Origin of the sequence: Micromonospora sp. C28ISP2-4, from assembly GCF_030519385.1 — a bacterium.
Taxonomy (GTDB): domain Bacteria; phylum Actinomycetota; class Actinomycetes; order Mycobacteriales; family Micromonosporaceae; genus Micromonospora; species Micromonospora tulbaghiae.
In genome coordinates this window covers 280,787-305,335 of the sequence record NZ_JAUMKG010000002.1, presented here as the reverse complement: position 1 = coordinate 305,335, position 24,549 = coordinate 280,787, and the positions used below count along the sequence as shown (strand labels likewise).

Genomic DNA, 24,549 nt, shown 5'->3' with positions numbered 1-24,549 from the left:
CGACATCGTGCGGAGCTGCGGCATGAGATTCGAGATCAGCAAGGTGCTCGACGCCATCGAGGGGCGGGTCTGTACCGATCCGTCGCTGGCCCGGGCCGTGGTCGACCTGGCCGAGGTCATCCGCTGGCAGAACCTGGACGGCGGGCGCCCGGCCAGCCTGCTGCGGCTCGGCATGGTGATCGACGCGCTGTCCCGGCAGATCGGCGAGGACAGCGTCCCGGTCTACGCGATCGTGCACCGGGCGCTGCTGTCCGACGCCGACCTGACGTCAAACGAGCGGATGGTGGTGCGCCGGTGGGCCGACGACGGCCTGGTGGAGGTGCTCGACCAGCCCGGTGACCGGATGCTGGAGGTGGCCGACCTGCTCGGCCTGCCGGTGCTCACCCGGGCGCGGCTGGACGGGCTCGTCGGGCGGTACCCGTGGATCGGGCAGGCGGGCCGCGTGCTCGCCCCGGTGCCCGGCGCCGGCGGACCGGTCTTCATCGCGCACGTCGGTGGCGGCCAGGACCCGGCCACCGGCAGCCGCTCCCCGGCCGGGGTCAAGCTGCTCTCCCGGAAGTGGCAGTGCCCGGAGCCGGGCTGCGCGCTGTTCGGCGGTGGCGGTGGCGGTGGCGCCTTCGCCGACCTGGCCGCCGTGGACCGCGTACCGGCCGAGCAGCCGCCGCCCACGCTGCGTACCGGCGCGCCGACCTGCCCCCGGCACGGCGCGCGGCTCTCCGACGCCGGCCCGCGTCCGCGTACCGCTGTGCTCGCCGTGCGCATCGGCGGGCTGGTCCGCAAGCGGTTCGCGCTCACCGAGACCGAGCCGGTGGCGGTCGGCCGGGCACCGGACGGGCCGGGCGGGGTGACGCTCGGCCAGTGGCTCAACGACGAGGCCCGGCGCTGGATCAGCCGCAGCCACATCCGCCTGGAACTGCGGGTGGGCGAGGTGGTGGTCACCGACACCAGCACCAACGGCTCCGGCGTACGCCCCGGCGGCTCGATGGCCGAGCACGAGCGGATCGCCCTGGCGCCGCAGCAGTCCCGGGTGCTCGCCGAGGGCGACCTGATCGAGCTGTACCCGGGCGTGCAGGTGGGCCGCGCCGACGACATGAGCAGCGACGCGAAGTACACCCCGAACTCGGTGATGGCCGAGGCGCCGACCATGGCGATGCGGCTGCCGCGTCAGTGACGGACACGTGCGAAGGCGCCGGGACCGTCGTGGTCCCGGCGCCTTCTCGCGTACGGAGTACGCCTCGTCGCGTACGGCCTCAGCCGGCGAGGACGGCGGCGAGCTGCGCCACCGCGTGATCGATCTCGGCGGCGGTGATCACCAGCGGCGGGGCGAGCCGGATGGTCGAGCCGTGCGTGTCCTTGGCGAGCACACCCCGCTCCATCAGCCGCTCGCACGCCTGCCGGCCGGTCATCAGCGCCGGGTCGATGTCCAGCCCGGCCCACAGCCCGCGCCCGCGTACCGCCACCAGGCCCTTGCCGATCAGGCCGCGCAGCCCGGCGTGCAGCCGCTCGCCCAGCTCGGCCGAGCGGCGCTGGAACTCACCGGTCGCCAGCAGCCGGACCACCTCGGTCGCGACCGCGCAGGCCAGCGGGTTGCCGCCGAACGTCGAACCGTGCTGGCCGGGCTGGAGCACACCCAGCACGTCGCGGTTCGCGGCCACCGCCGAGACCGGCACGATGCCGCCGCCGAGCGCCTTGCCCAGCAGGTACATGTCCGGCTCGACGCCCTCGTGCTCGCAGGCGAACGTCGCGCCGGTACGCCCCAGGCCCGACTGGATCTCGTCGGCGACGAACAGCACGTTGCGCTCGGTGCAGACCCGGCGCACGCCCGGCAGGTAGCCCTCCGGCGGCACCACGACACCCTGCTCACCCTGGATCGGCTCCAGCAGCACGGCCACCGTGTTCTCGTCGATCGCCTCGGTCAGCGCGTCCAGGTCGCCGTAGGGGACCACTGTGAAACCCGGGGTGTACGGCCCGAAGTCGGCGCGCGCGTCCTCGTCGGTGGAGAAGCTGACGATCGTGGTCGTACGGCCGTGGAAGTTGCCCTCCGCCACCACGATGTTGGCCTGGCCCGGCGTGACGCCCTTGACCTGGTAGCCCCACTTGCGGGCGACCTTGATGCCGGTCTCCACCGCCTCGGCGCCGGTGTTCATCGGCAGCACCAGGTCCTTGCCGCAGAGCGCGGCCAGCTCGCGGCAGAAGTCGGCGAACTGGTCGTGGATGAACGCGCGGCTGGTCAGCGTGAGCCGGTCGAGCTGCGCGTGCGCGGCCTCGATCAGCTTCGGGTGCCGGTGGCCGAAGTTCAGCGCCGAGTAGCCCGCCAGGCAGTCCAGGTAGCGGCGGCCGTCCACGTCGGTCAGCCAGGCGCCCTCGGCCGACGAGATGACCACGGGCAGCGGGTGGTAGTTGTGCGCCGTGTGACGCTCCGCGTCCCGGACCGCGGACGGAGTCCGCAGCATGTCGTCGATGATCACTTGCTCGCCTTTCCCTGACGGAGTCGCAACGTGCAGCACTTCGGTCCGCCGCCGGCCTTGCGCAGCTCGGACAGGTCGATCCCGATGGTCTCGTAGCCCCGGTCACGCAGCTTCGCGGCCAGGTCGGTGGCCTGCGCGGGCAGCACCACGTGCCGGCCGTCGCTCACCGCGTTCAGGCCCAGCACCTCGGCGTCGGCCATGGTGGCGTGGATCGCGTCCGGGAACAGCCGGCGCAGCACCGCCTGGCTGCCGGGGGAGAAGGCCTCCGGCAGGTACGCCACTGTGCGCTCGTCGAGCACCGTCAGCGCGGTGTCCAGGTGGTAGAAGCGGGGGTCCACCAGCTGCATGGTGATCACCGGGTAGCCGAAGGTCTCCTGAAGCTGGGCGTGCGACGCGTGCGCGGTGCGGAACCCGGTGCCGGCGAGCAGGTGGTCACCGGCCAGCAGGACGTCGCCCTCGCCCTCGTTGACGTGCTTCGGGTCGTACATCTCGAAGCCGGCGCTCTCGAACCAGGCCCGGTACGCGGGCGCCTCGTCGGCGCGCTGCGGGTCGCGGAACTGCACCGCCATGGCCTTGCCGTCGATCACGGTGCCGCCGTTCGCGGCGAAGACCATGTCCGGCAGGCCGGCGACCGGCTCGATCAGGTCGACCTCGTGACCCAGGTCCAGGTACGTGCGCCGAAGCTGCTCCCACTGCCGGATCGCCAGGTCGGCGTCGACCGGGGCGGTGGGGTCCATCCACGGGTTGATCGCGTAGTCGACGGCGAAGTACGTCGGCCGGCACATCAGAAAGCGCTGGCGGATGGCGTCCATCGTCATGTCGTGCTCCCAGAGTCGGGCGCGCCCGGCCACGGTCGGCCCACGGGCTGGCGCCGTGGTCCAACGTTATGTGGCCCGGGTAGACGACATCCACCGCGAGAAGTTGCGTTGAGCAGCGGATCGTTGCGTTGAATCGGTCAGCAGCGAGCGATCGTTGCGCCGACGCCGGACACACTTCGGGGGCGGCGAACCGCCGCCCCCGAAAGAGTTGTTGCCCGGCCGGTGAACCACCGGAGCTGATCAGGCCGCCGACGCCCTGCGTCGGCGATCGGGACAGTGCCCGTCAGAACCAGTTGCCAAACTGTGAGTCAAGCCACTCGCGGAAGCGGCCCACCCAGTCGCCGTCGGTGGTCGGCCAGTCGAACTGACCGGTCATCGCCACGATGCCGAGCACCACCGCGGCCAGGCCGACAACGATGCCGATGAGCGCGTCGGTCTTGCCCGCCACGTGCCGGCGACGGGTGGCGATCAGGCCCAGCACCGCCAGCACCGCGCCGGCCGCGCCGACGCCGATGCCGTACCCGGCGAGCGTGCCGGAGAGCACGAACAGCGCCCCGACCACCGAGACGATCAGGCCGAGCGTGGCGAGCAGGCTGGCCCGGGGACGCTTGGTGGTGTACGGCTCCGGCCGGTCCACCCGGCCGTCGCGGTCTGCGTCCGTACCGTCGGGCCGGCCGTCCCGATCCAGGTCGGTGCGGCCGTCGCGGTCCAGCTCGGTGCGGTCCGGCCGGCCGTCGCGGTCCAGGTCGACGGTGCGCTCGGCGGCGGGCGTCGCGCCGGCGGTCCGGGCGTCGGTCACCGGAGCGGTCCGCGTGTCCGCGTCGGCCCGCCGGCCGGTGACCGCGCGCGCCGCCGCGCCCCGGTCCGCGGCCCGTCGTCGGGCCTCCGCGTCCGGCTCGTCGACGGCCGCCGCGTTCCGGCCGTCGGTCGTCGTGGTCGCCGTCCGGCCGTCGGTGGTGGCGCCGAGGTCGCGCGCGTCGCGGTCGGCCGCCGTGTCCCGGGCGCGTTCGTCGTCGGTCGCGGTCGCGGCGCTGCGGTACGTGGTCCGCTCCTCGTCGCGGTCGGTGACCACGGGCCGGTCGGCCGGCTGCTCGGCGGTCCGGTCGTGTTCGTCGACCACGCCGTCGCCGTTGGTATCGGTACTGGTCGCCGGAGGGTTCCGGCGGGACAGGATCTTCACGATGGCACCTCCTGATCCAGGCGCGGAGGCCGCGCATGACAGGAAGGAAGTACCCAGGTGTGCCGAAATCGACACCCGCGGCCCGCTCCGCACGCGCCGGCGACCGGCACCGGAGCGTGCGGAGATCGTCGCCGGTCAGGACACGGTGCGTGACCACTGCTGGTTGGTACCTGCGCCGCAGGCGTACTGCTGGACGTCCGCGCCGTCGCCGGTGCCGGCGTTCACCACGTCCAGGCACTTGCCGCTGTGCCGGGCCCGCAGCTGGAACCAGCCGTCGCGCGCGGCCCACTGCCACTGCTGGTTGGCGCCGCTGCCGCAGGTGTACTGGATGATGTTGGCGCCGTCGGCGGAGGACGCGTTCGCGACGTCCAGACACTTGCCGCTGGCGGCGTTGACGAGGCGGAACCAGCCGCCACCGGCGTCCTGGAACTCCCACCTCTGGTTCCCGCCGCCGTTCCAGCCCCACTGCTTGACCTCGGCGTTGTTCGCGGTGGAGCCGTTGATCACGTCGAGCACCCGGCCGCTGTGCCGGGCCGTGACGCGGTGGTACGTGGGCGAGTTGCCGGTGACCGTGCCCGCCGCCGTGTCGATGGTGACGGACGGATACCAGGTCAGGCTCATGCTGGTGGCGGTCGGGAAGTTGATCGGCAACCACACGTACTGGGAGTCGTTCGCGGGTCCACCCCAGGCGCCCGCCCACCTGTCACCCAGGTAGAGGTAGCTGGTGCCCGACGTGCCCTGGATCGGCAGCACGAAGGCCGGCTGCGAGTTGAACGTGGTGCCGTTACCCACGTCGGTCCAGCCGCTCCACGGCCCCGAGATGCTCGGCGCGGTGGCGTACCGGGCCTGGTTCGGGCTCCAGCCCGTCGCGCCCGAGGTCAGCAGGAAGTACGTGCCGCCCCGCTTGAACATGGCCGGTGCCTCGCGGTGCGCGCCGTCCCAGAAGTTGCCCACGAGAGCGGCCACGTTGAGGTAGTCCGAGGTGAGCCGGTAGATGTGCAGGTCGTAGTTGTCGTCGGCGGCCGAGATCATGTACGCGGTGCCGTTGTCGTCGAAGAGCGTGATGTCGCGTGACATGTGCTGGCCGAGCGGCCGGAAGCTGCCGTGGTAGGTGTAGGCGCCGTCCACGGTCGCCGACGAGGCGACGGCGGCCCGCGCCTCGTTGTAGTCGGACCCGTTCTCCTTGTGCATCCACATCACGAACCGGCCGGTGCCCGCGTTGTAGACGACCTTCGGCCGCTCGATGTTGGCGACCCGCAGCTCGGCGGCCGACGACTGGGTGAGCACGTTGTTGCGGAACTCCCAGGTGCGCAGATCGGTGGAGCGGTAGACGGAGACCGCCCGGAACGTGTTGTCCGGGTTGCGGTTCTCGCCGAACCAGTAGTAGTAGTCGCCGACCTTGAGTACGCCGCCGCCGTGGGCGTGCACCACGGCGCCGGTGGTGTCGGTGAACTGGGTGCCGTTGGTGACTGTCACCGGCGCCGCCAGCGCACCCGCCGGCGGCCCCAGCACCGTCGCCGCCAGGGCCACGGCGAGCGTCAGCCCGGCCGCGAGGAGGCGGCCGGTGCCGTCGTGCCGTGCCGTCCACCGCATGCCGGTCACCGCCCGCAGACCGGCGTGATGGCGGCGGGCGTCGCGCTGCTCGCCACGAGCAGGCCGAACGTCGCCGACGCGCCCGGCGCCAGCGTCCCGTTCCAGGAGGCGTTGCGGACCGCGGCGTCCTGGCCGGCGCCCTCCGCCACCCCGCCCCAGACCGACTGGATGCGCTCGTCACCGGACCACCGCCACGAGACGAGCCAGCCCGGGACCGGCTCGGTGCCGTCGTTGCGCACCGTCACAGTGGCGACGAAGCCGCCGCCCCACCTGCTGTCGATGGTGGCCGTCGCGGAGCAGAGCGACAGGGTGCGTGCCGGCCCGCCGATCACGTACGGGTCCCGCGTGCCCTTGGTGTCGCCGAACCGGAACCAGTACTCGGTACCAGGGGCCAGCCCGCCGATGGTCACCGTCCCGGACCGTTCCGGCCCGGTGACGGCCTCGGCCACCGGGTTGCGCCACCCGGTGGCGTCCTCGCGGCTGGTGAAGAGGCTGATGAGGAGCGGCGGGTCGTAGCCGCAGGGCGGGCTGAGCACCATCCAGTAGGTGATGGTGACGCTGGTGGTGGTGGCCCCCGTCACCTGGCCGGTGACCGGCAGCGCCGGCGGGCACGCGAACGTGGGCGTCGGGGTCGGCGTCGCCACCGACGCGAGCGTCATCGTCGCGGTGGCGGGCGACCGGTCGGCGCCGGCCGAGGCGGCCAGGCCGGTCAGGGCGAGGGCTGCGGCCAGTGCCGCGCCGAGCGTACGGAGCATCTGTCTCTCCCGAGCTGGGGGCGCCGGGGACGGTCGGCGCCGGAGTGGTGGACCGCGATGTCGCCGCCGTAACGGCACGGCGGATTGCCGGAGACGACTGCCCGGCACCGGGGTGGCGCGTCACCCCGCGCTTGTCTCTCCGGCGAGATCGAGCGGCTCGCACTGGCTCCCGAGCGCTACCGCCGCCAGTCTTTCAGTCGACGAACATCGATTCAACGGCGTCCCACGGTCCGCAGTCGCCGGTGGCGCGATCAGCTGGCTACGCTTGGCCGTTGTGCCAGAGGGACACTCCATCCACCGCCTCGCCGCCCGGCACGCCGAGCTGTTCGCGGGCGACAAGGTGCACGCCGACAGCCCGCAGGGCCGCTTCGCCGAGGGCGCGGCCCGCCTGAGCGGCACCGTCCTGGACGGCACCGAGGCGTACGGCAAGCACCTGCTGCACCACTACGCGGGCGAGCTGACGCTGCACGTACACCTGGGCCTGTACGGCAAGTTCGCCGACGGGCCGGGGGAGCCACCGGCCCCGGTCGGGCAGGTGCGGCTGCGCCTGCACAGCGACCGGCACTGGCTGGAGCTGCGCGGCCCCACGGCCTGCGAGCTGCTGACCCCGCCCGAGGTGGCGGCGCTGCGGGACCGGCTCGGGCCCGATCCGCTGCGCGCCGACGCCGACCCCGACCGGGCGTACGCGCGGATCCGCCGCAGCCCCACCCCGCTGGCCGCGCTGCTGCTCGACCAGTCGGTGGTGGCCGGCACCGGCCTGATCTTCGTGACCGAGGCGCTGTTCCGGGCCGGTCTGCCGCCGCTGCTGCCGGGGCGGGAGCTGACACCGGCCGGCTGGGCCGAACTCTGGGCGGACCTGGTGATGCTGATGACCCGCGCGGTCGAGCGGGGCCGGATCGACACCGTGCGCGACGCCGACCTGCCGGAGGTGACCGGCCGTGCGCCGCGCGTCGACAGGCACGGCGGCGAGGTGTACGTCTACCGCCGCCCCGGCGCGCCCTGCCACGTCTGCGGCACCCCGGTCAGCCGGGGCGCGCTGGCCGGACGCAACCTCTACTGGTGCCCCACCTGCCAGGCGGGCTGACTCTTCATCGCTTCGCCGGTTGTCGGGTCGGCCTTGCGTGTCGCGTCGGCCTCGCGCGCCGCGCCCGCCCCGGGTGCGGCGGCGCTGTCACATCTCGTCGAGCAGCCAGCGGGCCGCCTCGACGTTGCCGGGGAAGACCTGGTCGCCGCCGATGCTCCAGGCCACCGTCTGCCCGATCGCCCAGCCGCGTACCCGCTCCCGGTCCAGACCCAGCTCGGCGGTGAGCCGGTCGAGCCGGTGCCGGACCGCCGCGGGGGAGTGCCCCAGCTCCGCGCCGCGCACGAGCGGCACCACAGCGAACTCCCGCTCGCCGACCAGCGGCTTCGGGTCGATCACCAGCCACGGCTCGCGCCCGGCCGCCAGGATGTTGCCGGCGTGCAGATCCTGGTTGACCAGCACCTGCTCGCCCTGGCTCGGCGTCAGCTCGGCGAGCAGCCCGAGCGCGGCGTCGAGCAGGCGCCGCTCGTACGGGCGGCCGGCCCGCCGCCAGTTGCCAGGCATCCGCTCCGCCCAGCCGGCCGCCTCCTCGGCCAGCGGCGTGAACGGCGCACCGGCTGGCACCGCGAGCCCCGGCAGCAGCCCGATCGCGACGTCGAGCGCCGCGCCGGGCGCCAGCGCGTGCAGCGGCGTACCCGGATCGCACCGCTCGACGAGCAGCGCGCGCCGGTCGGCGTCGTGTCCGAGCAGCCGGATCGCGCCCCGCCCGCCCCAGTGCGCCAGCGCGGTGGCCTCGTGGACGCTGTCGTCGTCCGGGTACTGGAGCTTCAACACCGCCCGGGTGCCGTCCGGAAGCGTCGCCGGCAACGCCAGCGAGGCGAACGCGTACGCGAACGGCGGCCCGACGGTCAGCTCCCACCGCGCGACGCAGTGGGCCAGCCGGCCGGGCAGCTCCGCGAGCCACGCCCGGCCGGCCTCGGTCCGCTCGACCCAGCGCAGCCCTTCGGGAATGTCGCACCGCATCGGCACATCCTGACCGGTACGCCGACGATCCGCTGTCCCCGGCGCGGCCCTCCGCCACGCCGGGGCCGCCCTCGCCCTGCCGGGCCGGCCCTCGCCTCGCCGGATGCGGCCGGGTCCGCCGAGGGCCTGTCAGCGCAGCCGGCGGATGTCCCCGTACGCCCGGTAGAAGCCGCCCCGGCCGGACTCGCGGACCTCGGTGACCAGGTAACGCGCGCCCGGTTCGCGGATGCCCTTGGGGAACTGCACCGACCAGTCCCGCCGGTAGCCGTCGGCGAGGACGTGCACGCGCAGCCGGCCACCCTGCTCGACGCACTGCACCAGCACACCGTCGCGGTCGTCGGTGGTTACCTCGACCGACGTCCAGGCGGCCGTCTCGGGCATCCGGGCCGGCGCCTTGACGTCGACCACGTCGGGCACGCTGCCCGCCTCGGCCGCCCGGATTGCCGCCTCGCTCGCGTCGATGCAGGCCAGGTAGCCGCTCGTGGTGACCACGTAGAGCCGGTTGTCGTGGTACTGCATCGAGTACGCCGAGCCGCAGCCGGTGCCGAGCTTCCACAGCCGGTTGCCGGCCTGGTCGAAGCAGTAGATCGAGGAGGCGCTGTCGCCGGCGAACACGTACCGGCCGCCCTCGGCGGTGGCGCAGGAGAAGACCGCCGCGTCGCAGCGGTAGACCTGCTCGGCCCGGCCGTCCTTGCGCAGGCGCACCACCTCGCGGGTGCCGGTGCCGGCGAAGACGGCGTCCCGCTCCTGCCAGCCGAACAGGACCGCGCCGGTGCCGGTGTGCCACAGCTCGCGCCCGGTGCGCCAGTCGTAGCCGGTGACCCCCTGCGAGTGGCCGTGGTAGAGCGCGTCGGCGTCGCAGCGCACCATCCACGCCGACCGGCCCCGCCCCGGCCGGCGCCAGAGGAACTCGTCCTCGTGGTCGATCGCAGAGATGCCGCCGTCGCGGTCGGACACGCCCAGCACGCCGTCGTGGATGTCCAGCCAGTAGATGTCGATCTCGGGCGCGATCGCGTACGCCGCACGCGGCACCTTGCCGGACAGGTCGTAGACGTTGCCGTCGTCGCAGCCGGCGTAGACCCAGGCGTCGTCGGCGACGATGCACTTCACCCCGTCGGGGAGGCGGACCTGGTTGACCAGCCGGGCGTCGTGGTCGAGCGTGGTGATCACGCCGTGCTCGTTGCCGACCATGCAGTGCCGGTCGTCGACGAAGATGCCGAAGGCGGGCGCGCCCGAGGCGTACCGCCAGAGGACCGGGGCGGTGCGGGCGGTCGAGCGGGTGCTGACGATCTGCCGGCGCGACACGGTCCGCTTCTGGCGTACGCCGGGCACCGCCGGGGCGTACCCCTTGCGGATCTTCTCGCCGATCTTCTTCGCCGCGGCGGCGCGGGCGCGGGCGTTGTCCGGGTAGGTGCTCGTCTTCACCTGACCCTGGTCGCCGATCCGCCCGAAGCGCACTGTCATCGCGGTGTCGTCGACCACCACCTCGTAGAACTTGTGCGCTCCACCGTCCACTTCGGACAGTTCGAGGTAGGTCGTCTCCTGGGACATGGGGGTATACCTCCGAGGGGAAGTGCCGGACCGGCAACGCGCACACGCTAACGCCGGGCACCGACAAATCCGGGTGTTAAGAAGGGGCCCCTCCTCTACCGGAGGCGTTAATAAGGGGCCCTTCCTTACACAGCGGCGAGGGCGTCGACGGCCTTGCGGGCGGCGATCAGCACCGGGTCCCAGACCGGGGCGTACGGCGGCGCGTAACCCAGGTCGAGCGCTGTCATCTCGTCCACGGTCATGCCGTTCCACAGCGCCACCGCGAGCGCGTCGATCCGCTTGGCCGCCTCGGACCAGCCGACGATCTGCGCCCCGAGCAGCCGCCCGCTGGGCCGCTCGGCGATCAGCTTGACGGTCATCGGCCGGGAGCCCGGGTAGTAGCCGGCCCGGTTCGTCGACCGGGCCCGCACCGTCACGAACTCGAAGCCGGCCTCCCGCGCGTCGCGCTCGCGCAGCCCGGTGCGGCCCACCTCCAGCTCGCAGACCTTTGTGACGGCGGTGCCGATCACGCCGGGGAAGGTGGCGTACCCGCCGCCGATGTTGATGCCCGCCACCCGGCCCTGCTTGTTGGCGTACGTGCCGAGCGGGATGTGCACCGGCATGCCGCTGACCCGGTGCAGGGACTCCACGCAGTCGCCCGCCGCCCAGACGCCGGACACGCCCGGCACCCGCATCCGGCGGTCGGTCCGGACCGCCCCGGAGGGACCGATCGGCAGGCCGGCGGCCTCGGCGAGCGCGGTGTTGGGGCGTACCCCGAGGCCCAGCACCACGACGTCGGCCGGGACCGGCCCCTCGTCGGTGACCACCGCGGAGATCCGGCCGTCGCGCTCCTGGAGGCCGGTGACGGTGAGGCCGGTACGGATGCCGATTCCGGTGCCGCGCATCGCGTCGGCCACCAGCTCACCCATGTCCGGATCCACTGTCGACATCGGCTGGTCGGCCTGCTCGACGAGCTGGACCTTCAGCCCGCGCTGCACGAGCGCCTCGGCCATCTCGACGCCGACGTAGCCGCCGCCGACCACCACCGCGTGCCGGGGCCGGGGCTCGCGTTCCAGCCAGTCGATCAGCGCCGCGCCGTCGTCCAGCGTCTGCACGCCGAACACGCCCGACACGTCGTCGCGCGCCCAGTCCGGCTGCACCGGGGACGCGCCGGTGGCGTACACCAGGGTGTCGAAACCGGCGCGGACCTCGCCGCCGCCGTCCAGGTCCCGTGCGGTCACCTCGCGGCGGTCCAGGTCGATGGCGGTGACCTCGTGCCGGGTGCGGACCTCGATGCCGAACTCGTCGCGGAAGGTCTGCGGGTCGCGGCTGATCAACTCGTCCCGGTCCTCCACCAGGCCGCTCACCCAGTAGGGGATGCCGCAGGCCGAGTAGGAGGTGAAGTGCCCCCGCTCGAACGCGACGATCTCCAGGTCGGACCGGTCGCGGCGGCGGCGCCGCGCCTGCGACGCCGCCGACATGCCGGCGGCGTCGCCGCCGATGACGATCATGCGCTCGGCCACGTCGCCCATCCTGTCACGCCGGGCGGCGGCCGCGCGTCCGCTCAGCCACGGGTCTGCCGCGCCACGTCCGCGACCACGTCGACGAGGCTGCCGGTACGCGCGAACACCGCCCGCTGCCGCGCCGCGCCGCTGCCGTGCCGGCGTAGCCCGCCCAGCAGATCGGTCACCCGGTCGAGGTCACCGTGGCGTTCCAGTTCCGGGCGCAGCCGGTCGACGAGGCGGTCCAGCAGCTCCCAGGCGGGGCGCAGCTCACCGTCGGTGAGGTCGACGCCCTCGCCCTCCAGCCCGTCGTGGGCCGCCCGCCAGTGCGCCGCCACCAGCAGGTGGTGGTCGGTGTTGACGGCCGGGCGACCGGCTTCGATGTCGGTGAGCGCGGTGGCGACGAGCGCGCGGACCAGCGCCGCCACCAGCACCGCGTCGTCCACGGACGGGCAGACGTCGCCGATGCGGATCTCCACGGTGGGGTACTTGGCGGAGAGCCGGGCGTACCAGTAGAGCATCCCCTCGTCCAGCATCACGCCGCTGGCGATGAGCTGCCGGATCAGCCGCTCGTAGTGCTCGTGCGACTCCAGGAACGGGGTGGGCGCGACCGACGGCCAGCGTTCCCACTCCACCGAGCGCCAGCTCGCGTACCCGGTGTCCTCGCCGTGGGAGAACGGGGAGTTCGCGGTGACCGCGTGCAGGATCGGCAGCCACGGCCGGACGTGGTTGAGCACCCGCACGCCGGTGTCCGGGTCGGGGATGCCGACGTGCACGTGCATGCCGTTGTTGCCGGGGCCGGGCACCAGCAGCCGGAACCGTTCGATCATCCGGTCGAAGCGCGGCTTGTCCACCACCGGCGGCACCGGCCCGTCGACCGGCCCGGTGCCGATCGCCAGCAGCCGTACGCCGGCCCGCTCGGCCGCGTCGGCCAGCTCGGCGCGCAGCATCGACAGCGAGTGCCGGATCGAGGACAGGTCCAGCCCGGGCGGGCTGCCGATCTCGATCTGGCTGGTCTGGAACTCGCGTTCCACCTGACCCCGCAGCTCGGCCGGCACCTGTTCCATCACGAGGTCGACGGCGGGTACGGCGGTCCCGGTGTGCGGGTCGGCGAGCAGGAACTCCTCCTCGACGCCGACTGTCAGCAGGTCGGTTCCGCCGGGTGCGGCGCCCCGCTCCCGCTCCGCCACTGAGCCACTCATCGTCACCACCGTCTCCTCCGGACCGTTCACGGCACCGTGCCGCGTGGTCGAGGCCCTGTTACCCACCGTGTCCGTTTGGGGAAACGTGCCGGTGGGCGTGTCGGCGGCGGTTCGCCCGTTCGGGTCGGTCGGGTGCGTTCGCGCATGGGCCCGCCGGGCGTGACAAGGCGGGCTAGGGTGGTCGCGTGGCGGGGATGCTGGCGGTGCTGACGGGGGCGTGGGCCTACGCCCTCGCCCTGTTCGCCGACCGGCCGGCCGGGCTGATCGCCGGTGCGGCGGTCGTCGCCGCGCTGCTGCTCGCCACCCTCCTCGCGCTGCGCGTCCGCGCGCTGCCCACGCCGCCCGGCACCCGGTTCGCCGCCGCGCTGCGAGCCCTAGCCCGCCGCCGCGGTGTGCCCCGGCAGGTCGACCCGGACGCGCCGGGACGTCCGCGCCCTCGCGCACCCGGCCTGCACCCCTCGGCCGCGTAGCCACCCTCCGGCCCGCGCCAGCGGGCCGCCGGTCCTCCGCCCGGCTTTCGCGGCCGATTCCGTCGTCATCCGTCCCGCCGCGCGGCACGTCGCCGCCCGGGACACCCGGAATCGCCATCGAGGGGTCCATCCATGCTCGCCTTCGCACCGTTGCACTCGGCGGCCTCGGCCGCCGCCGCAGTCGTCACCTGGCTCGCCGACGTGCTCGCCCCGCTCACCGGCGGCGCCGCGACGGCCGCCGCCATCGTCCTGTTCACGGTCGGCGTCCGGCTGCTGATCTCACCGCTGACAGTGGCCCAGGTCCGCGGGGAGCGGCGTCGCACCGCGCTCGCCCCCGAGGTGCGGGAACTCCAGCGCCGGTACGCGGACGATCCGGCCCGCCTCCAGAGCGAGCTGTTCGCGCTCTACCGCAACGCCGGGGCGAGCCCGGTCGCGGGCTGCCTGCCGGCACTGTTGCAGGCGCCGTTCTTCCTGGTCATGTACCGCCTGTTCGCCACCGGTGACGGCGCGCCGGAGCTGCTGGGGGAGCGGCTCGCCGGCGTACCGCTGGGCTGGCACCTCGGCGACGGGCTGGCCGGCCCCGTGCCGCTGGTGTTCGGGGTGCTGCTGGCCGCGCTGCTCGCGCTGGCCTGGTGGTCGTCGCGGCGGATGCGCCGGGCGGCGGCCGCCACCGGCACGGTGGCCGGGACGCCGACCGAGGGTCCGGGCGCAGCGGTGCTCGGGCGGCTGCTGCCGCTGCTGCCGTACGCCACTGTGCTCGTCGCGCTCGTGGTGCCGCTGGCGGCGGTGCTCTATCTGGTCACCACCACGGCGTGGACGGCGCTGGAGCAGGTGGTGCTGCGCCGGCCGCAGCCGGCGGAAGCCATCGACAAGCGTTGACAAGTGCGGGGGCGGGCGCGTAGAAATCGCTCTCAGAGAGCGCTCTCCCGGACCCGTCCCCGCAGAGAGGCACCCCGAATGAACCCGATCCCGGCGGCTGCGGCCGCCTCCGCCACCGTGCCCCGACCACGCCGCCGGCTCGCCCTGGCCGCCGGCGTCCTCGCGCTCACCACAGCCCTCGCGGGCGTCTCGATGACCGCCCAGGCGGCGGTGCCCCCGACGCCGTCCGGCTGGAACCTGGTGTGGAGCGACGACTTCACCGGCCCTTCCGGCACGCTGCCCTCGTCCGCCAACTGGATCATCGACACCGGCACCAGCTACCCGGGCGGCCCGGCCAACTGGGGCACCGGCGAGATCCAGACCTACACGTCCAGCACCGCCAACCTGGCCCACGACGGCGCGGGCAACCTGCGCATCACGCCGCTGCGGGATTCGGCCGGTCGTTGGACCTCGGCCCGGATCGAGACGGTGCGTTCGAACTTCAAGCCGCCGTCGGGCGGCGTGCTGGCCCTGGAGGGCCGGATCCAGATGCCGAACGTGACGGGCGCCGCGGCGTCCGGTTACTGGCCGGCGTTCTGGGCGCTCGGCTCGCCGTACCGGGGCAACTACCAGAACTGGCCCGGTATCGGCGAGTTCGACGTGATGGAGAACGTCAACGGGATCAACTCGGTCTGGGGTGTGCTGCACTGCGGCGTCGCGCCGGGCGGCCCGTGCGGGGAGTTCAACGGCATCGGCGCGTCCCGGGCCTGCCCGGGCAGCACCTGCCAGTCGGCGTTCCACACCTACCGGTTCGAGTGGGACGCCTCGACCAGCCCGCAGCAACTGCGCTGGTACGTCGACGGTCAGCTCTTCCACACCGTCGGGCAGAACCAGATCGGTGAGCCGTACTGGAGTCAGATGACCAACCACGCCGGCTACTTCCTGCTGCTCAACGTGGCGATGGGCGGCGGCTTCCCGGACGGCGTGGCCGGCTCGGCGACGCCCACCGCCGCGACCGTGCCCGGCCGGTCGATGCTGGTCGACTACGTGGCCGTCTACACCCGCGGCGGTGGGAGCAACCCGTCGCCCACGCCGACCACGCCGCCGCCGGGCGGGGTGCGCGACGCGTACGCCACGATCCAGGCCGAGTCGTTCAACGCGCAGAACGGCGTGCAGGTGGAGACGTGCGCCGAGGGCGGCCAGGACATCGGCTGGCTCGCCAACGGCGACTGGGCCCGCTACGACAACGTCGACTTCGGCTCGACGCCGCCGCGTGACTTCGTGGCCCGGGTCGCGTCCGGCGCGGCGTCCGGGGTGAGCGGGCTGGTGGAGGTCCGGCTGGACAGCCCGACCGCGACGCCGATCGGCAGTTTCGCGGTGGGCAACACCGGCGGCTGGCAGACCTGGCGCTCGGTGCCGGGCAACGTCGGCACGGTGACCGGGCGGCACACCGTCTACCTGACGTTCAGCAGCGGCCAGCCGTCCGACTTCGTCAACGTCAACTGGTTCACCTTCCGTCGCTGAGCGCGCGGCGGGGCGCGGCCCGGACCCCGGTCCGGGTCGCGCCGAACCGGTGCTGGACAGAAACAGTTAACACTCCTAATAATAGGCGCACGTCGACGGTTGTGAATTCCTCTCCACCCCCGCCCGTCCCCTGGAGGACGCCGTGAGACTCCGCCCCCGCCTGGCAACGCTCGCCGCCGCGCTGACCACAGCCGTGGTCGCCGGTGCCCTACTCGCCGCGCCGCCCGCCTCCGCCGCCACCGCCGCCTTCGTCCGCACCTCCAGTTGGAGCAGCGGGTACGAGGCACGGTTCACCGTCACCAACGACAGCTCCGCCGCGATCTCCTCGTGGAACGTCCAGTTCGACCTGCCGTCCGGCAGCACGCTCGGGTCGTTCTGGGACGCCCGGCTGACCACCTCCGGCCAGCACGTCACCGCCGTCAACCAGTCGTGGAACGGCGCGCTCGCCCCGGGCGCCAGCACCAGCTTCGGCTTCGTCGTCAGCGGCACCGGCGACCCGGTGAACTGCACTGTCAACGGCACCTCCTGCACCGGCGGTGGCAACCCCGGCAACCCGGGCGCACCGGCCACGCCCGGCGGGCTGCGGGTCACCGGCACCACCGCGTCGTCGGTCTCACTCGCCTGGAACGGGGTCTCCGGCACCGTCACCGGCTACCGGGTGTACGAGGGGACGACCGTCAAGGCCACAGTCACCGGCACCTCGGCCACCGTCTCCGGCCTGGCCGCGTGCAGCGGGCACAGCTACACGGTGACCGCGTACAACGGCAGCGGCGAGTCGGCGAAGTCGGCGGCGGTCGCGGCCACCACCAGCGGCTGCACCGGTGGCGGCGGAGGCGCGATGGCCGCCGCGCCCTACCTCTACCCGGGCTGGGGCGACCCGCCCGCGCCGTCCACAGTCATGGGCGCGACCGGGATCAAGTGGTTCACCATCGCGTTCGTGCTCTCCGGCGGCGGCTGCACCCCGGCCTGGGACGGCACCGGCCCGCTGACCGGCGGCACGCACGCCGCCACCATCGCCGCGATCAAGGCGGCCGGCGGCGACGTCATCCCGTCCTTCGGCGGCTGGAGCGGCAACAAGCTCGGCCCGAACTGCTCGTCCGCCGCCGCCCTCGCCGGCGCGTACCAGCAGGTCATCAACGCGTACGGGCTGAAGGCCATCGACATCGACATCGAGAACAGCGACGAGTTCGAGAACGAGGTGGTGCAGGACCGCATCCTGGACGCCCTGAAGATCGTCAAGCAGAACAACCCGGGGATCAAGACGATCATCACGTTCGGCACCTCGACCACCGGGCCGTCGTACTACGGCACCCGGCTGATCAACCAGGCCGCCGCAAAGGGCGCCGGGATCGACGTGTTCACCATCATGCCGTTCGACTTCGGCGGCGGCGCGAACATGTACCAGAACACCGTGAACGCGGCCGAGGGCCTGAAGACGGCGCTGAAGAACGCGTTCGGCTGGTCCGACGCCACCGCGTACGCGCACATGGGCCTGTCCGGCATGAACGGCCTCTCCGACCAGCAGGAGCTGACCTCGCCGGCCACCTGGACGCAGATCCGCGACTGGGCCAAGGCGCGCGGCCTGGCCCGGTTCACGTTCTGGTCGGTCAACCGGGATCGGCCCTGCCCGGGCGGCGGCGTGGTCGCCAACTGCTCCGGCATCGCGCAGAACACCTGGGAGTTCACCGGCATCACCGCGGGCTTCTGAGCCCGCGCCGCGGTCAGCGCCCGGTGGTCACCGACTGCCGGGCGCGCCGCCGGCGCACCTTCTTCGCCGCCCAGCTCACGATCATGAAACCGAAGACGGCGAAGATCGCGTAGTTGAACCACTGGCTGTACCTGTCGACGTCCTCCCACCGCGACCCGAGGACGTAGCCGGCGCCGACGATGAGCGCGTTCCAGACCCCGCTGCCCAGCGTGGTGAGCAGGACGAACTCGCCCAGCGGCATCCGGTTGGCGCCGGCCGGGATCGAGACCAGGCTGCGCACCACCGGCACCACCCGGCCGATCAGCACCGCCCACCGGCCGTGCCGCTCGAACCAGCGGTCGGCCTTCTCCAGATCCTCCAGGTCGACCAGCGGGATGTGGTCCAGCCAGCGCTTGAGCCGGTCCTCGCCGAGCGCCGCGCCGAGCCAGTAGAGCACCAGCGCGCCGAGCAGCGAGCCGACAGTAGCGGCGACCACGATCAGCACCACGTTGAACCGGCCCTCGGCGGACAGGTAGCCGGCCATCGCCAGCACGATCTCGCTCGGAATCGGCGGGATGATGCTCTCCAGCGCCACCAGCAGCGCCACGCCGACCGCGCCGAACGAGTCGATCACGCTCGCCACCCAGCCGGTCAGCCCGGTGAACTGGTTCGGGTCGACGTCCTGGGCCAGGGCCATGTCGGTCCTTCCACGCGAGAGCCGGAGATCCGAAGGTGTTACCCGGACCGGCGGCTGTCACACCTGTGAGTCAGCCCTCCGGGTGCAGCGCGGCGTCCGCCGGCCCCCACCGCCAGCCGGTGAAGCGGACCAGCAGGCCGCCCCGGCTGGGCGAGCAGCAGTACGGCCCGGCCGAGGCCTGCGCCGCCGGATCGAGCGGGGCGACGCGGACCAGCCGCCACGGCTCGTCCTCGCACCGGGCCCGCACCGTCAGCGCGTCGCCGGCCCGGCTCACCCGGACCGTCACGTCCCGGCCCGACCAGTCCGGCACCGGCGCCACCGACCAGTCGGAGAACTCGTCGGTGACCACGGCGCCCACCTGCGGCGAGCCGTCGCTCACCTCGACCCCGGCCTTGGTCCACCGCCGCTCGTCCACCCGCACCAGCACGCCGGCCTGGTCGAACTGGACCGAGTAGTCGAGCCGGAACGACACCTCCACGGCGCTGCCCACCGGAAACGGAGCGAGCAGCGCGGAGCCGTCGTCGTGCACGAAGCCGTAGCTGGTGCGCCGCCAGAAGTCGCTGCCGCCGCGCGGCTGCACCAGCAGGCCGCCGTCGACCGGATCGGCCCGCTCCGGCGGGTTCAGCCAGGTGCCCGCCGACCAGTCGTACGCCTCCTCCTCCATCCCGGCACCGTACCGGGTTTGCCGCCGCGCACGTTCGGAGAAGTAGTAGCCGCATGGGTGACAGGTGGTATCAGGAGGCGGTCGTCTACTGTCTCGACGTCGACACGTACGCGGACTCCGACGGCGACGGGGTGGGTGACTTCCAGGGGCTGATCGGCCGGCTCGACTACCTGGCCCGGCTCGGGGTCACCTGCCTGTGGCTGAACCCGATCCACCCCTCGCCCAACGAGGACGACGGGTACGACGCGACCGACTTCTACAACGTGGACCCGCGGCTCGGCACGCTCGGCGACTTCGCCGAACTGCTGCACCAGGCGAGCAACCGGGGCATCCGCGTGATCATCGACCTCGTCGTCAACCACACCTCGGACCAGCACCCGTGGTTCCAGTCCGCCCGGTCCTCGCCCGACTCGCCGTACCGGGACTGGTACGTCTGGGCCGACCACGAGCCCGCCGACCGCCACCAGGGGATGGTCTTCCCGGGCGAGCAGCACGAGACCTGGACCTACGACCGGACCGCCAAGGCGTGGTACTACCACCGCTTCTACAAGTTCCAGCCGGACCTGAACATCGAGAACCCGCGGGTCCGGGCGGAGATCAAGAAGATCACCTCGTTCTGGCTCCAGCTGGGCGTCTCCGGTTTCCGGATGGACGCGGTGCCGTTCATCATCGAGCGCACCGAGCCGGGCGACGCGAACTCGCCGAAGGACTTCGACTTCCTCACCGACCTGCGCCAGCACGTGCAGTGGCGGCGCGGCGACGCGGTCCTGCTCGCCGAGGCGAACGTCGAGCCGGACGAGCTGCCCGTCTACTTCGGTGACGGCAGCGGCTCGGGCAACCGGATCCACATGCTGTTCGACTTCATGCTCAACGGCCGGCTGATGCTCGCCCTGGCCCGGGAGGACCCGGAGGTGATCATCGAGGCGTTGCGCGACACCCCGAAGCTGCCCACCGGCGGCCAGTGGGCGACGTTCCTGCGCAACCACGACGAGATCGACCTGTCCCGGCTCACCGCCGACCAGCGCAACGACGTGCTGGCGAAGTTCGGGCCGGACGAGAACATGCAGCTCTACGGCCGGGGCATCCGCCGTCGTCTCGCGCCCATGCTCGCCAACGACCGCCGGCACATGGAGCTGGCGTACTCGTTGCAGTTCTCGCTGCGCGGCACGCCGGTGCTGCGCTACGGCGAGGAGATCGGCATGGGGGAGGACCTGTCGCTGGACGGGCGCGACGCGATCCGCACGCCGATGCAGTGGTCGTACGCCGACAACGCCGGGTTCTCCGCAGCAGAGCCGGAGAAGCTGGTCCGCCCGGTGATCGACAAGGGCGAGTACGGCTACCAGAAGGTCAACGTCACCGCCCAGCGCAAGGACCCGCGTTCGCTGCTCGGCTGGTTCGAGCGGATGATCCGGACGCTGCGGGAGGCGCCGGAGACCGGCTCGGGCAGCACCACCCACATCGACGTACCGATGCCGCCCGGCGTGCTCGCGCACCGCGCCGACGGGCGTACCGGGACGATGGTGTTCCTGCACAACCTCGGCACCGAGGACGTCGAGGTGGACCTGAGCACGCTGGCGCCGGAGGCGGACCTGCCGATCGACGTGCTGAGCGACCGCAACTACGAGGACGTGGGCAAGCTCGACCGGCTCAAGCTCGGCGGGTACGGCTACCGGTGGATCCGGCTCTGCCGGGGCCACGAGCGGTAGGGGGCGGCGTACCGGCGGGTTAAGCTCCTTCGATCGAGCCACAAGTTACCGGGAGGTAAGCATGTCGGAGGAGACCCGCGTCGCCATCGTCACCGGAGCCGCACGCGGCATCGGGGCGGCGACCGCCCGCCGGCTGGCGGCCGACGGCATGGCCGTCGCCGTGGTCGACATCGACGAGTCCGCCACCAAGGAGACGGTGGACGCCATCGGCTCGGCCGGTGGCCGGGCGCTCGGCGTCGGCGCCGACGTGTCCGACCGGGCGCAGGTCGAGGCCGCCGTGGAACGGATCGCCGCCGAACTGGGCGCACCGACAGTGCTGGTCAACAACGCCGGTGTGCTGCGCGACAACCTGCTGTTCAAGATGACCGACGGCGACTGGGACACGGTCATGGGCGTGCACCTGCGCGGGGCGTTCCTGTTCAGCCAGGCCGCGCAGAAGCACATGGTCGAGGCGAAGTGGGGCCGGATCGTCAACCTGTCCAGCACCTCCGCGCTCGGCAACCGGGGCCAGGCGAACTACTCGGCCGCCAAGGCCGGCCTCCAGGGCTTCACCAAGACGCTGGCGATCGAGCTGGGCCCGTTCGGGGTGACCGTAAACGCGGTCGCGCCGGGCTTCATCGTCACCGACATGACCGCGGCGACCGCCGCGCGGATGAAGGTCGACTTCGACGACCTCCAGAAGCACGCCGCCGCCGAGATCCCGGTACGCCGTCCCGGCCGTCCCGAGGACGTCGCGCACACCATCTCGTTCCTCGCCAGCGAGGGCGCGTCCTTCGTCTCCGGCCAGGTCATCTACGTCGCCGGCGGTCCGAAGGACTGACCCGCCCCACCCGGCGCGGGCCCGCTCAGGCGGGGTCGCGCCGGGTGCGCCAGAGCCAGAACAGGCCGAGCACCGGCAGCACCAGCGGCACGTAGCCGTAGCCGCTGCCGAAGCCGGACCAGACCGTCTCGTCCGGGAACAGCTCCTTGTCGGCGATGCTCAGCACGCCCACCCCGAGCACCCCGACCAGCTCGACGGTGCAGCAGGCGAGCGCGACCCGGCGGCCGGCGTGACCGGCCCGGGCCAGCCCGACCGCCGCCACGATGTAGATCAGCGCGGCGAGCGCGGAGAGCAGGTACGCCACCGGCGCCTCGTCGAGCTTCGTGGCGATCTGCAACCCGGCCCGGGAGGTCGCGGCGATCGCGAAGACGATGTAGACGGCGATCAGCAGCCGGCCCGGCCCGCGGTTGGTGGCGCGCTGCTCGGTCGTGGTCTCAGCCACCGAGGGCCTCCCAGGTCTGCTGGAGCCGCACCGCCACCACGGGCGTGACCAGGCAGATCGCGCAGACGATGCCCGAGCCCCAGCGCGTCGGCTCCATCCGGGCCAGCACCCAGGCCAGCGGCGGCAGGCAGACGAGCGTCGCCAGGTAGCCGAAGAACGCGCCCGGCTCGCCCGGTCGGTCTCCGCCGCCGAGCGCGACCAGGGCCACCACGGTCAGCGCGACCAGCGCCACCTCCAGCACGGCCAGGCCGACGAACTGGATCCGGTCCGGCGGCCGGTGGCGTACCGCAGCCACCAGGGCCCAGACGGCGACCGCCAGCGAGATCACGATCGCGACCGTGGCGAGCGGCCCGTCCACCGGAGAGGCGGCCGCCGCGCTGGTCGTCGACACGGTGTCGTTCACCGGCACAGCCTACTAACCGGTGTAGTAGCGGCTCGCCCGCCGGGTCGGGGCGCGCCGGACGGGCCGGGGGACTAGCGTGGATCACGGTCCCGGCGTACGCCGGTGGCGGACGTCGACGGCAGGGGGCCGGGGTGCGGTTCGGGTTGTTCGGCACGGGTTACTGGGCGGCGGAGACGCACGCGGCGGCCATCGAGGCGCACCCGCGGGCCCGGCTCGCGGGCGTGTGGGGGCGCAACCCCGCGAAGGCGGAGGAACTGGCCACCCGGCACGGCGTACCGGCCTTCACCGACGTCGACGCGCTCATCGACGCCTGCGACGCGGTCGCCGTGGCGCTCCCGCCGGACGTGCAGGCCGACATCGCCGTCCGGGCCGCCACCGCCGGGCGGCACCTGCTGCTGGACAAGCCGCTGGCGCTCGACCTCGCCGACGCCGACCGGGTGGTCGACGCGGCGCAGGCGTCCGGGGTGGCCTCGGTGGTCTTCTTCACCCAGCGCTTCCACCCGAACGTCACCGGTTTCCTCGCCTCGACCGCCGCGGCCGGCGGCTGGCAGCACGCCCGCGCCACCATGTTCGCGTCGATCTTCCAGCCGGGGAACCCGTACGGCGACTCGTCCTGGCGGCGGGAGCGCGGCGCGCTCTGGGACATCGGACCGCACGCGTTGTCGCTGATCCTGCCGGTGCTCGGCCGGGTCACCCGGGTCGCCGCGATGGACGGCCCGAGCGGCCTGGTGCACCTGCTGCTCACCCACGACGGCGGCGCGACAAGTTCGCTCTCGCTCACCCTGGACGCGCCGTCCGAGGCGGTCACCCGGGACTTCGTCTTCTTCGGCGAGAACGGCACCGAGACCGTCCCGCCCGGCGACGGCAGCGCGCTCCAGGCGTTCGGCGCCGCGCTCGACCAGTTGCTGGAGGAGGTCGACGCCGGCACCCGCGACCACCGCTGCGACGTGCGGTTCGGGCGTGAGGTGGTGGCGGTGCTGGACGCCGCGCAGACCGCCCGGGCGCAGGGGCGCACCGTCGACCTGTAAGGGCGACGGGTCACGAGCCGAGACGGCCGCGGTAGCCGATGGGTCCTTCCCCGGTGCGCTGGTACGTGCCCAGGAATCCGTCGTCGGCGAACGCGATCGTACCGTTGTTGCCGCCGCTGTCGCGCCAGCTCGTCCTGGTGACCGCGTGCCCGGGCACACCCACCGCGACGAGCAGGTCCCCGGAGCGGTGCCACCCACCGCTCCAGCCCTCCTCCGTGGTGAATCGCCGAGCCTGCTCGGCCCTGGAGCTGCGCCCGGCGAGCCGGCCGCGGAACTCCCTCGGCCGCGCCCCCGGCTGCCGGCTCCAGCCGTAGAAGGCAGCCTGCTGCTGTTCGAACGTGATCGCGTACTCCGCGCCGGACGTGTCCGCCCACGCCACCTGGTCGAGGAGGGCTTGTTCGCCGCGGTCGATGAGAATGGTGACCTCGCCGGCGTCGGTGGCGTACCGCAGCACGGGTTCGGCGATCACCTGCCGTGCCAGCGCCAGGCCCGCCTGGTCGTGCGCGTGCATCGGGTCGATCGTCACCCGGTACAGCCACAGCATGCTGCGGGCGTCGGCGCCGCTGTCGATCCGCAACGTGTTCCGGCCGGCGACCAGGTCCTCGGCGGGGACCGCGAAGACCAGACGCTGCGGCAGACCACCGCCGTTCGGGATCCGCATCCGGTCGGCCAGCGGTCTGCCGTTGACGCGGACGGTGAGCGGGGCGTATCCGGGCTCGCGGGAGAGCATCGACGCGAGCGCCCGCAGTGCGACGCAGGCCTCCCGGACGACGACCGGGTCAGGCACGTCGAACTCCAGCTCGACCGATCCGCCGGCGCCGATTGCCAGGTGGCCGCCAGCAGCCGAGGACCGCTCGACACGGGTGATCGTGACATTCCCGGTACGCGGCGGTTCGGAGCCGAAGTCCGCGTAGGTCGGCTCCATCTGGACGCCGGCACGCCGCTCGGCGCTATCCCGCTGATTCTTGTCAGCATATTTGTACATTCCGCAAAGGATAGATCAACAGGCATCGGCCGGCGCACCGTCGACCTGTGGAAAACCGGTCGCCCCGGGCCGGACCCGGTCGTTAGCGTGGCGGCATGTTCACGCATGCCCTGATCCGCGTGGCCGTCGCGCCGGCCGCGCACGGGCTCCTCCTGGTCGCCCGTCCGCGGTTC

The 24,549-nt window shown here is 73.0% G+C and carries 23 protein-coding genes; 9 read left to right on the top strand and 14 right to left on the bottom strand.

The annotated features are described in order from the left end of the window. The first annotated feature begins 22 nt into the window (after positions 1–22). Complete coding sequence (locus Q3W68_RS10145; protein WP_302905215.1) at positions 23–1,171, top strand: FHA domain-containing protein; 1,149 nt, start codon at positions 23–25, stop codon at positions 1,169–1,171. 79 nt (positions 1,172–1,250) lie between these two features. Here Q3W68_RS10145 and rocD read toward each other — a convergent pair whose 3' ends face one another. From rocD to Q3W68_RS10120, 5 genes are all read right to left on the bottom strand, one after another. Beyond that, positions 1,251–2,465: an ornithine--oxo-acid transaminase gene (rocD, locus tag Q3W68_RS10140; RefSeq protein WP_302905676.1), complete on the bottom strand. Its 1,215-nt coding sequence runs from the start codon at positions 2,463–2,465 to the stop codon at positions 1,251–1,253. Beyond that, entirely contained in the window at positions 2,465–3,280 is an 816-nt protein-coding gene (gene ddaH / locus Q3W68_RS10135; RefSeq protein WP_302905675.1) for a dimethylargininase, read from the bottom strand. The genes rocD and ddaH overlap by 1 nt, the downstream gene beginning before the upstream one ends. Positions 3,281–3,569: 289 nt before the next feature. Then, complete coding sequence (locus tag Q3W68_RS10130; RefSeq protein ID WP_302905214.1) at positions 3,570–4,466, bottom strand: thrombospondin; 897 nt, start codon at positions 4,464–4,466, stop codon at positions 3,570–3,572. A gap of 135 nt (positions 4,467–4,601) precedes the next feature. Next, positions 4,602–6,059, bottom strand: a complete 1,458-nt coding sequence (locus tag Q3W68_RS10125) for an RICIN domain-containing protein (RefSeq protein WP_302905213.1) — start codon at positions 6,057–6,059, stop codon at positions 4,602–4,604. A gap of 5 nt (positions 6,060–6,064) precedes the next feature. Continuing rightward, positions 6,065–6,814 (bottom strand): cellulose binding domain-containing protein, encoded by a 750-nt coding sequence (locus Q3W68_RS10120; protein WP_302905212.1) that lies wholly within the window; start codon positions 6,812–6,814, stop codon positions 6,065–6,067. 274 nt (positions 6,815–7,088) lie between these two features. On the opposite strand from Q3W68_RS10120, the gene Q3W68_RS10115 reads away from it, so the two are divergent. After that, positions 7,089–7,898: an Fpg/Nei family DNA glycosylase gene (locus Q3W68_RS10115; RefSeq protein WP_302905211.1), complete on the top strand. Its 810-nt coding sequence runs from the start codon at positions 7,089–7,091 to the stop codon at positions 7,896–7,898. Positions 7,899–7,985: 87 nt separating this feature from the next. Here Q3W68_RS10115 and Q3W68_RS10110 read toward each other — a convergent pair whose 3' ends face one another. The 4 genes from Q3W68_RS10110 to Q3W68_RS10095 all read right to left on the bottom strand — a co-directional run bounded on the left by Q3W68_RS10110 (position 7,986) and on the right by Q3W68_RS10095 (position 13,101). Further along, entirely contained in the window at positions 7,986–8,858 is an 873-nt protein-coding gene (locus tag Q3W68_RS10110) for an aminoglycoside phosphotransferase family protein (protein ID WP_302905210.1), read from the bottom strand. Between the two features lie 129 nt (positions 8,859–8,987). Then, the gene (locus Q3W68_RS10105) at positions 8,988–10,409 is read right to left on the bottom strand and encodes a WGR domain-containing protein (RefSeq protein ID WP_302905209.1); all 1,422 of its coding nucleotides are present in this window, start codon (positions 10,407–10,409) and stop codon (positions 8,988–8,990) included. 125 nt (positions 10,410–10,534) lie between these two features. After that, positions 10,535–11,911, bottom strand: coding sequence for an FAD-dependent oxidoreductase (locus Q3W68_RS10100; RefSeq protein ID WP_302905208.1), 1,377 nt, complete (start codon positions 11,909–11,911; stop codon positions 10,535–10,537). A 41-nt stretch (positions 11,912–11,952) separates the two neighbouring features. Next, the gene (locus Q3W68_RS10095) at positions 11,953–13,101 is read right to left on the bottom strand and encodes a glutamate--cysteine ligase (protein WP_302905207.1); all 1,149 of its coding nucleotides are present in this window, start codon (positions 13,099–13,101) and stop codon (positions 11,953–11,955) included. Between the two features lie 185 nt (positions 13,102–13,286). Between Q3W68_RS10095 and Q3W68_RS10090 the strand changes: the two genes are divergently transcribed. The 4 genes from Q3W68_RS10090 (at position 13,287) to Q3W68_RS10075 (ending at position 17,652) form a co-directional block, all read left to right on the top strand. Next, positions 13,287–13,562 (top strand): DUF6412 domain-containing protein, encoded by a 276-nt coding sequence (locus Q3W68_RS10090; protein WP_302905674.1) that lies wholly within the window; start codon positions 13,287–13,289, stop codon positions 13,560–13,562. A 132-nt stretch (positions 13,563–13,694) separates the two neighbouring features. Then, complete coding sequence (locus Q3W68_RS10085) at positions 13,695–14,441, top strand: membrane protein insertase YidC (RefSeq protein WP_302905206.1); 747 nt, start codon at positions 13,695–13,697, stop codon at positions 14,439–14,441. 78 nt (positions 14,442–14,519) lie between these two features. Then, positions 14,520–15,944 carry a carbohydrate-binding protein gene (locus Q3W68_RS10080; protein WP_302905205.1) on the top strand — a complete coding sequence of 475 codons (1,425 nt, stop codon included), beginning with the start codon at positions 14,520–14,522 and terminating at the stop codon, positions 15,942–15,944. A 142-nt stretch (positions 15,945–16,086) separates the two neighbouring features. Beyond that, on the top strand, positions 16,087–17,652 hold the full coding sequence (locus tag Q3W68_RS10075) for a cellulose binding domain-containing protein (protein WP_302905204.1): 1,566 nt from the start codon (positions 16,087–16,089) through the stop codon (positions 17,650–17,652). 13 nt (positions 17,653–17,665) lie between these two features. On the opposite strand, the gene Q3W68_RS10070 is transcribed toward Q3W68_RS10075, so the two are convergent. Both Q3W68_RS10070 and Q3W68_RS10065 read right to left on the bottom strand, forming a co-directional pair. Further along, a complete protein-coding gene (locus tag Q3W68_RS10070) occupies positions 17,666–18,328 on the bottom strand; it encodes a DedA family protein (protein ID WP_302905203.1) in 663 nt (220 codons plus the stop codon). A gap of 70 nt (positions 18,329–18,398) precedes the next feature. Further along, positions 18,399–18,992 carry a DUF1349 domain-containing protein gene (locus Q3W68_RS10065; protein ID WP_302905202.1) on the bottom strand — a complete coding sequence of 198 codons (594 nt, stop codon included), beginning with the start codon at positions 18,990–18,992 and terminating at the stop codon, positions 18,399–18,401. 53 nt (positions 18,993–19,045) lie between these two features. On the opposite strand from Q3W68_RS10065, the gene Q3W68_RS10060 reads away from it, so the two are divergent. Continuing rightward, a complete protein-coding gene (locus tag Q3W68_RS10060; protein WP_302905201.1) occupies positions 19,046–20,698 on the top strand; it encodes an alpha-amylase family protein in 1,653 nt (550 codons plus the stop codon). A 61-nt stretch (positions 20,699–20,759) separates the two neighbouring features. After that, entirely contained in the window at positions 20,760–21,518 is a 759-nt protein-coding gene (gene fabG / locus Q3W68_RS10055) for a 3-oxoacyl-ACP reductase FabG (protein WP_302905200.1), read from the top strand. A 25-nt stretch (positions 21,519–21,543) separates the two neighbouring features. Here the strand turns inward: fabG and Q3W68_RS10050 are convergent, their stop codons facing one another. Beyond that, positions 21,544–21,960, bottom strand: coding sequence for a hypothetical protein (locus Q3W68_RS10050; protein ID WP_302905199.1), 417 nt, complete (start codon positions 21,958–21,960; stop codon positions 21,544–21,546). Further along, positions 21,953–22,369: a hypothetical protein gene (locus Q3W68_RS10045; RefSeq protein WP_302905198.1), complete on the bottom strand. Its 417-nt coding sequence runs from the start codon at positions 22,367–22,369 to the stop codon at positions 21,953–21,955. Before Q3W68_RS10045 ends, Q3W68_RS10050 begins: the two co-directional genes overlap by 8 nt. A gap of 125 nt (positions 22,370–22,494) precedes the next feature. Here Q3W68_RS10045 and Q3W68_RS10040 point away from each other — a divergent pair, with 125 nt between their 5' ends. Beyond that, complete coding sequence (locus Q3W68_RS10040) at positions 22,495–23,391, top strand: Gfo/Idh/MocA family protein (RefSeq protein WP_302905197.1); 897 nt, start codon at positions 22,495–22,497, stop codon at positions 23,389–23,391. Positions 23,392–23,401: 10 nt separating this feature from the next. Here Q3W68_RS10040 and Q3W68_RS10035 read toward each other — a convergent pair whose 3' ends face one another. Next, complete coding sequence (locus Q3W68_RS10035; protein WP_302905196.1) at positions 23,402–24,376, bottom strand: hypothetical protein; 975 nt, start codon at positions 24,374–24,376, stop codon at positions 23,402–23,404. Positions 24,377–24,549: the final 173 nt, after the last annotated feature.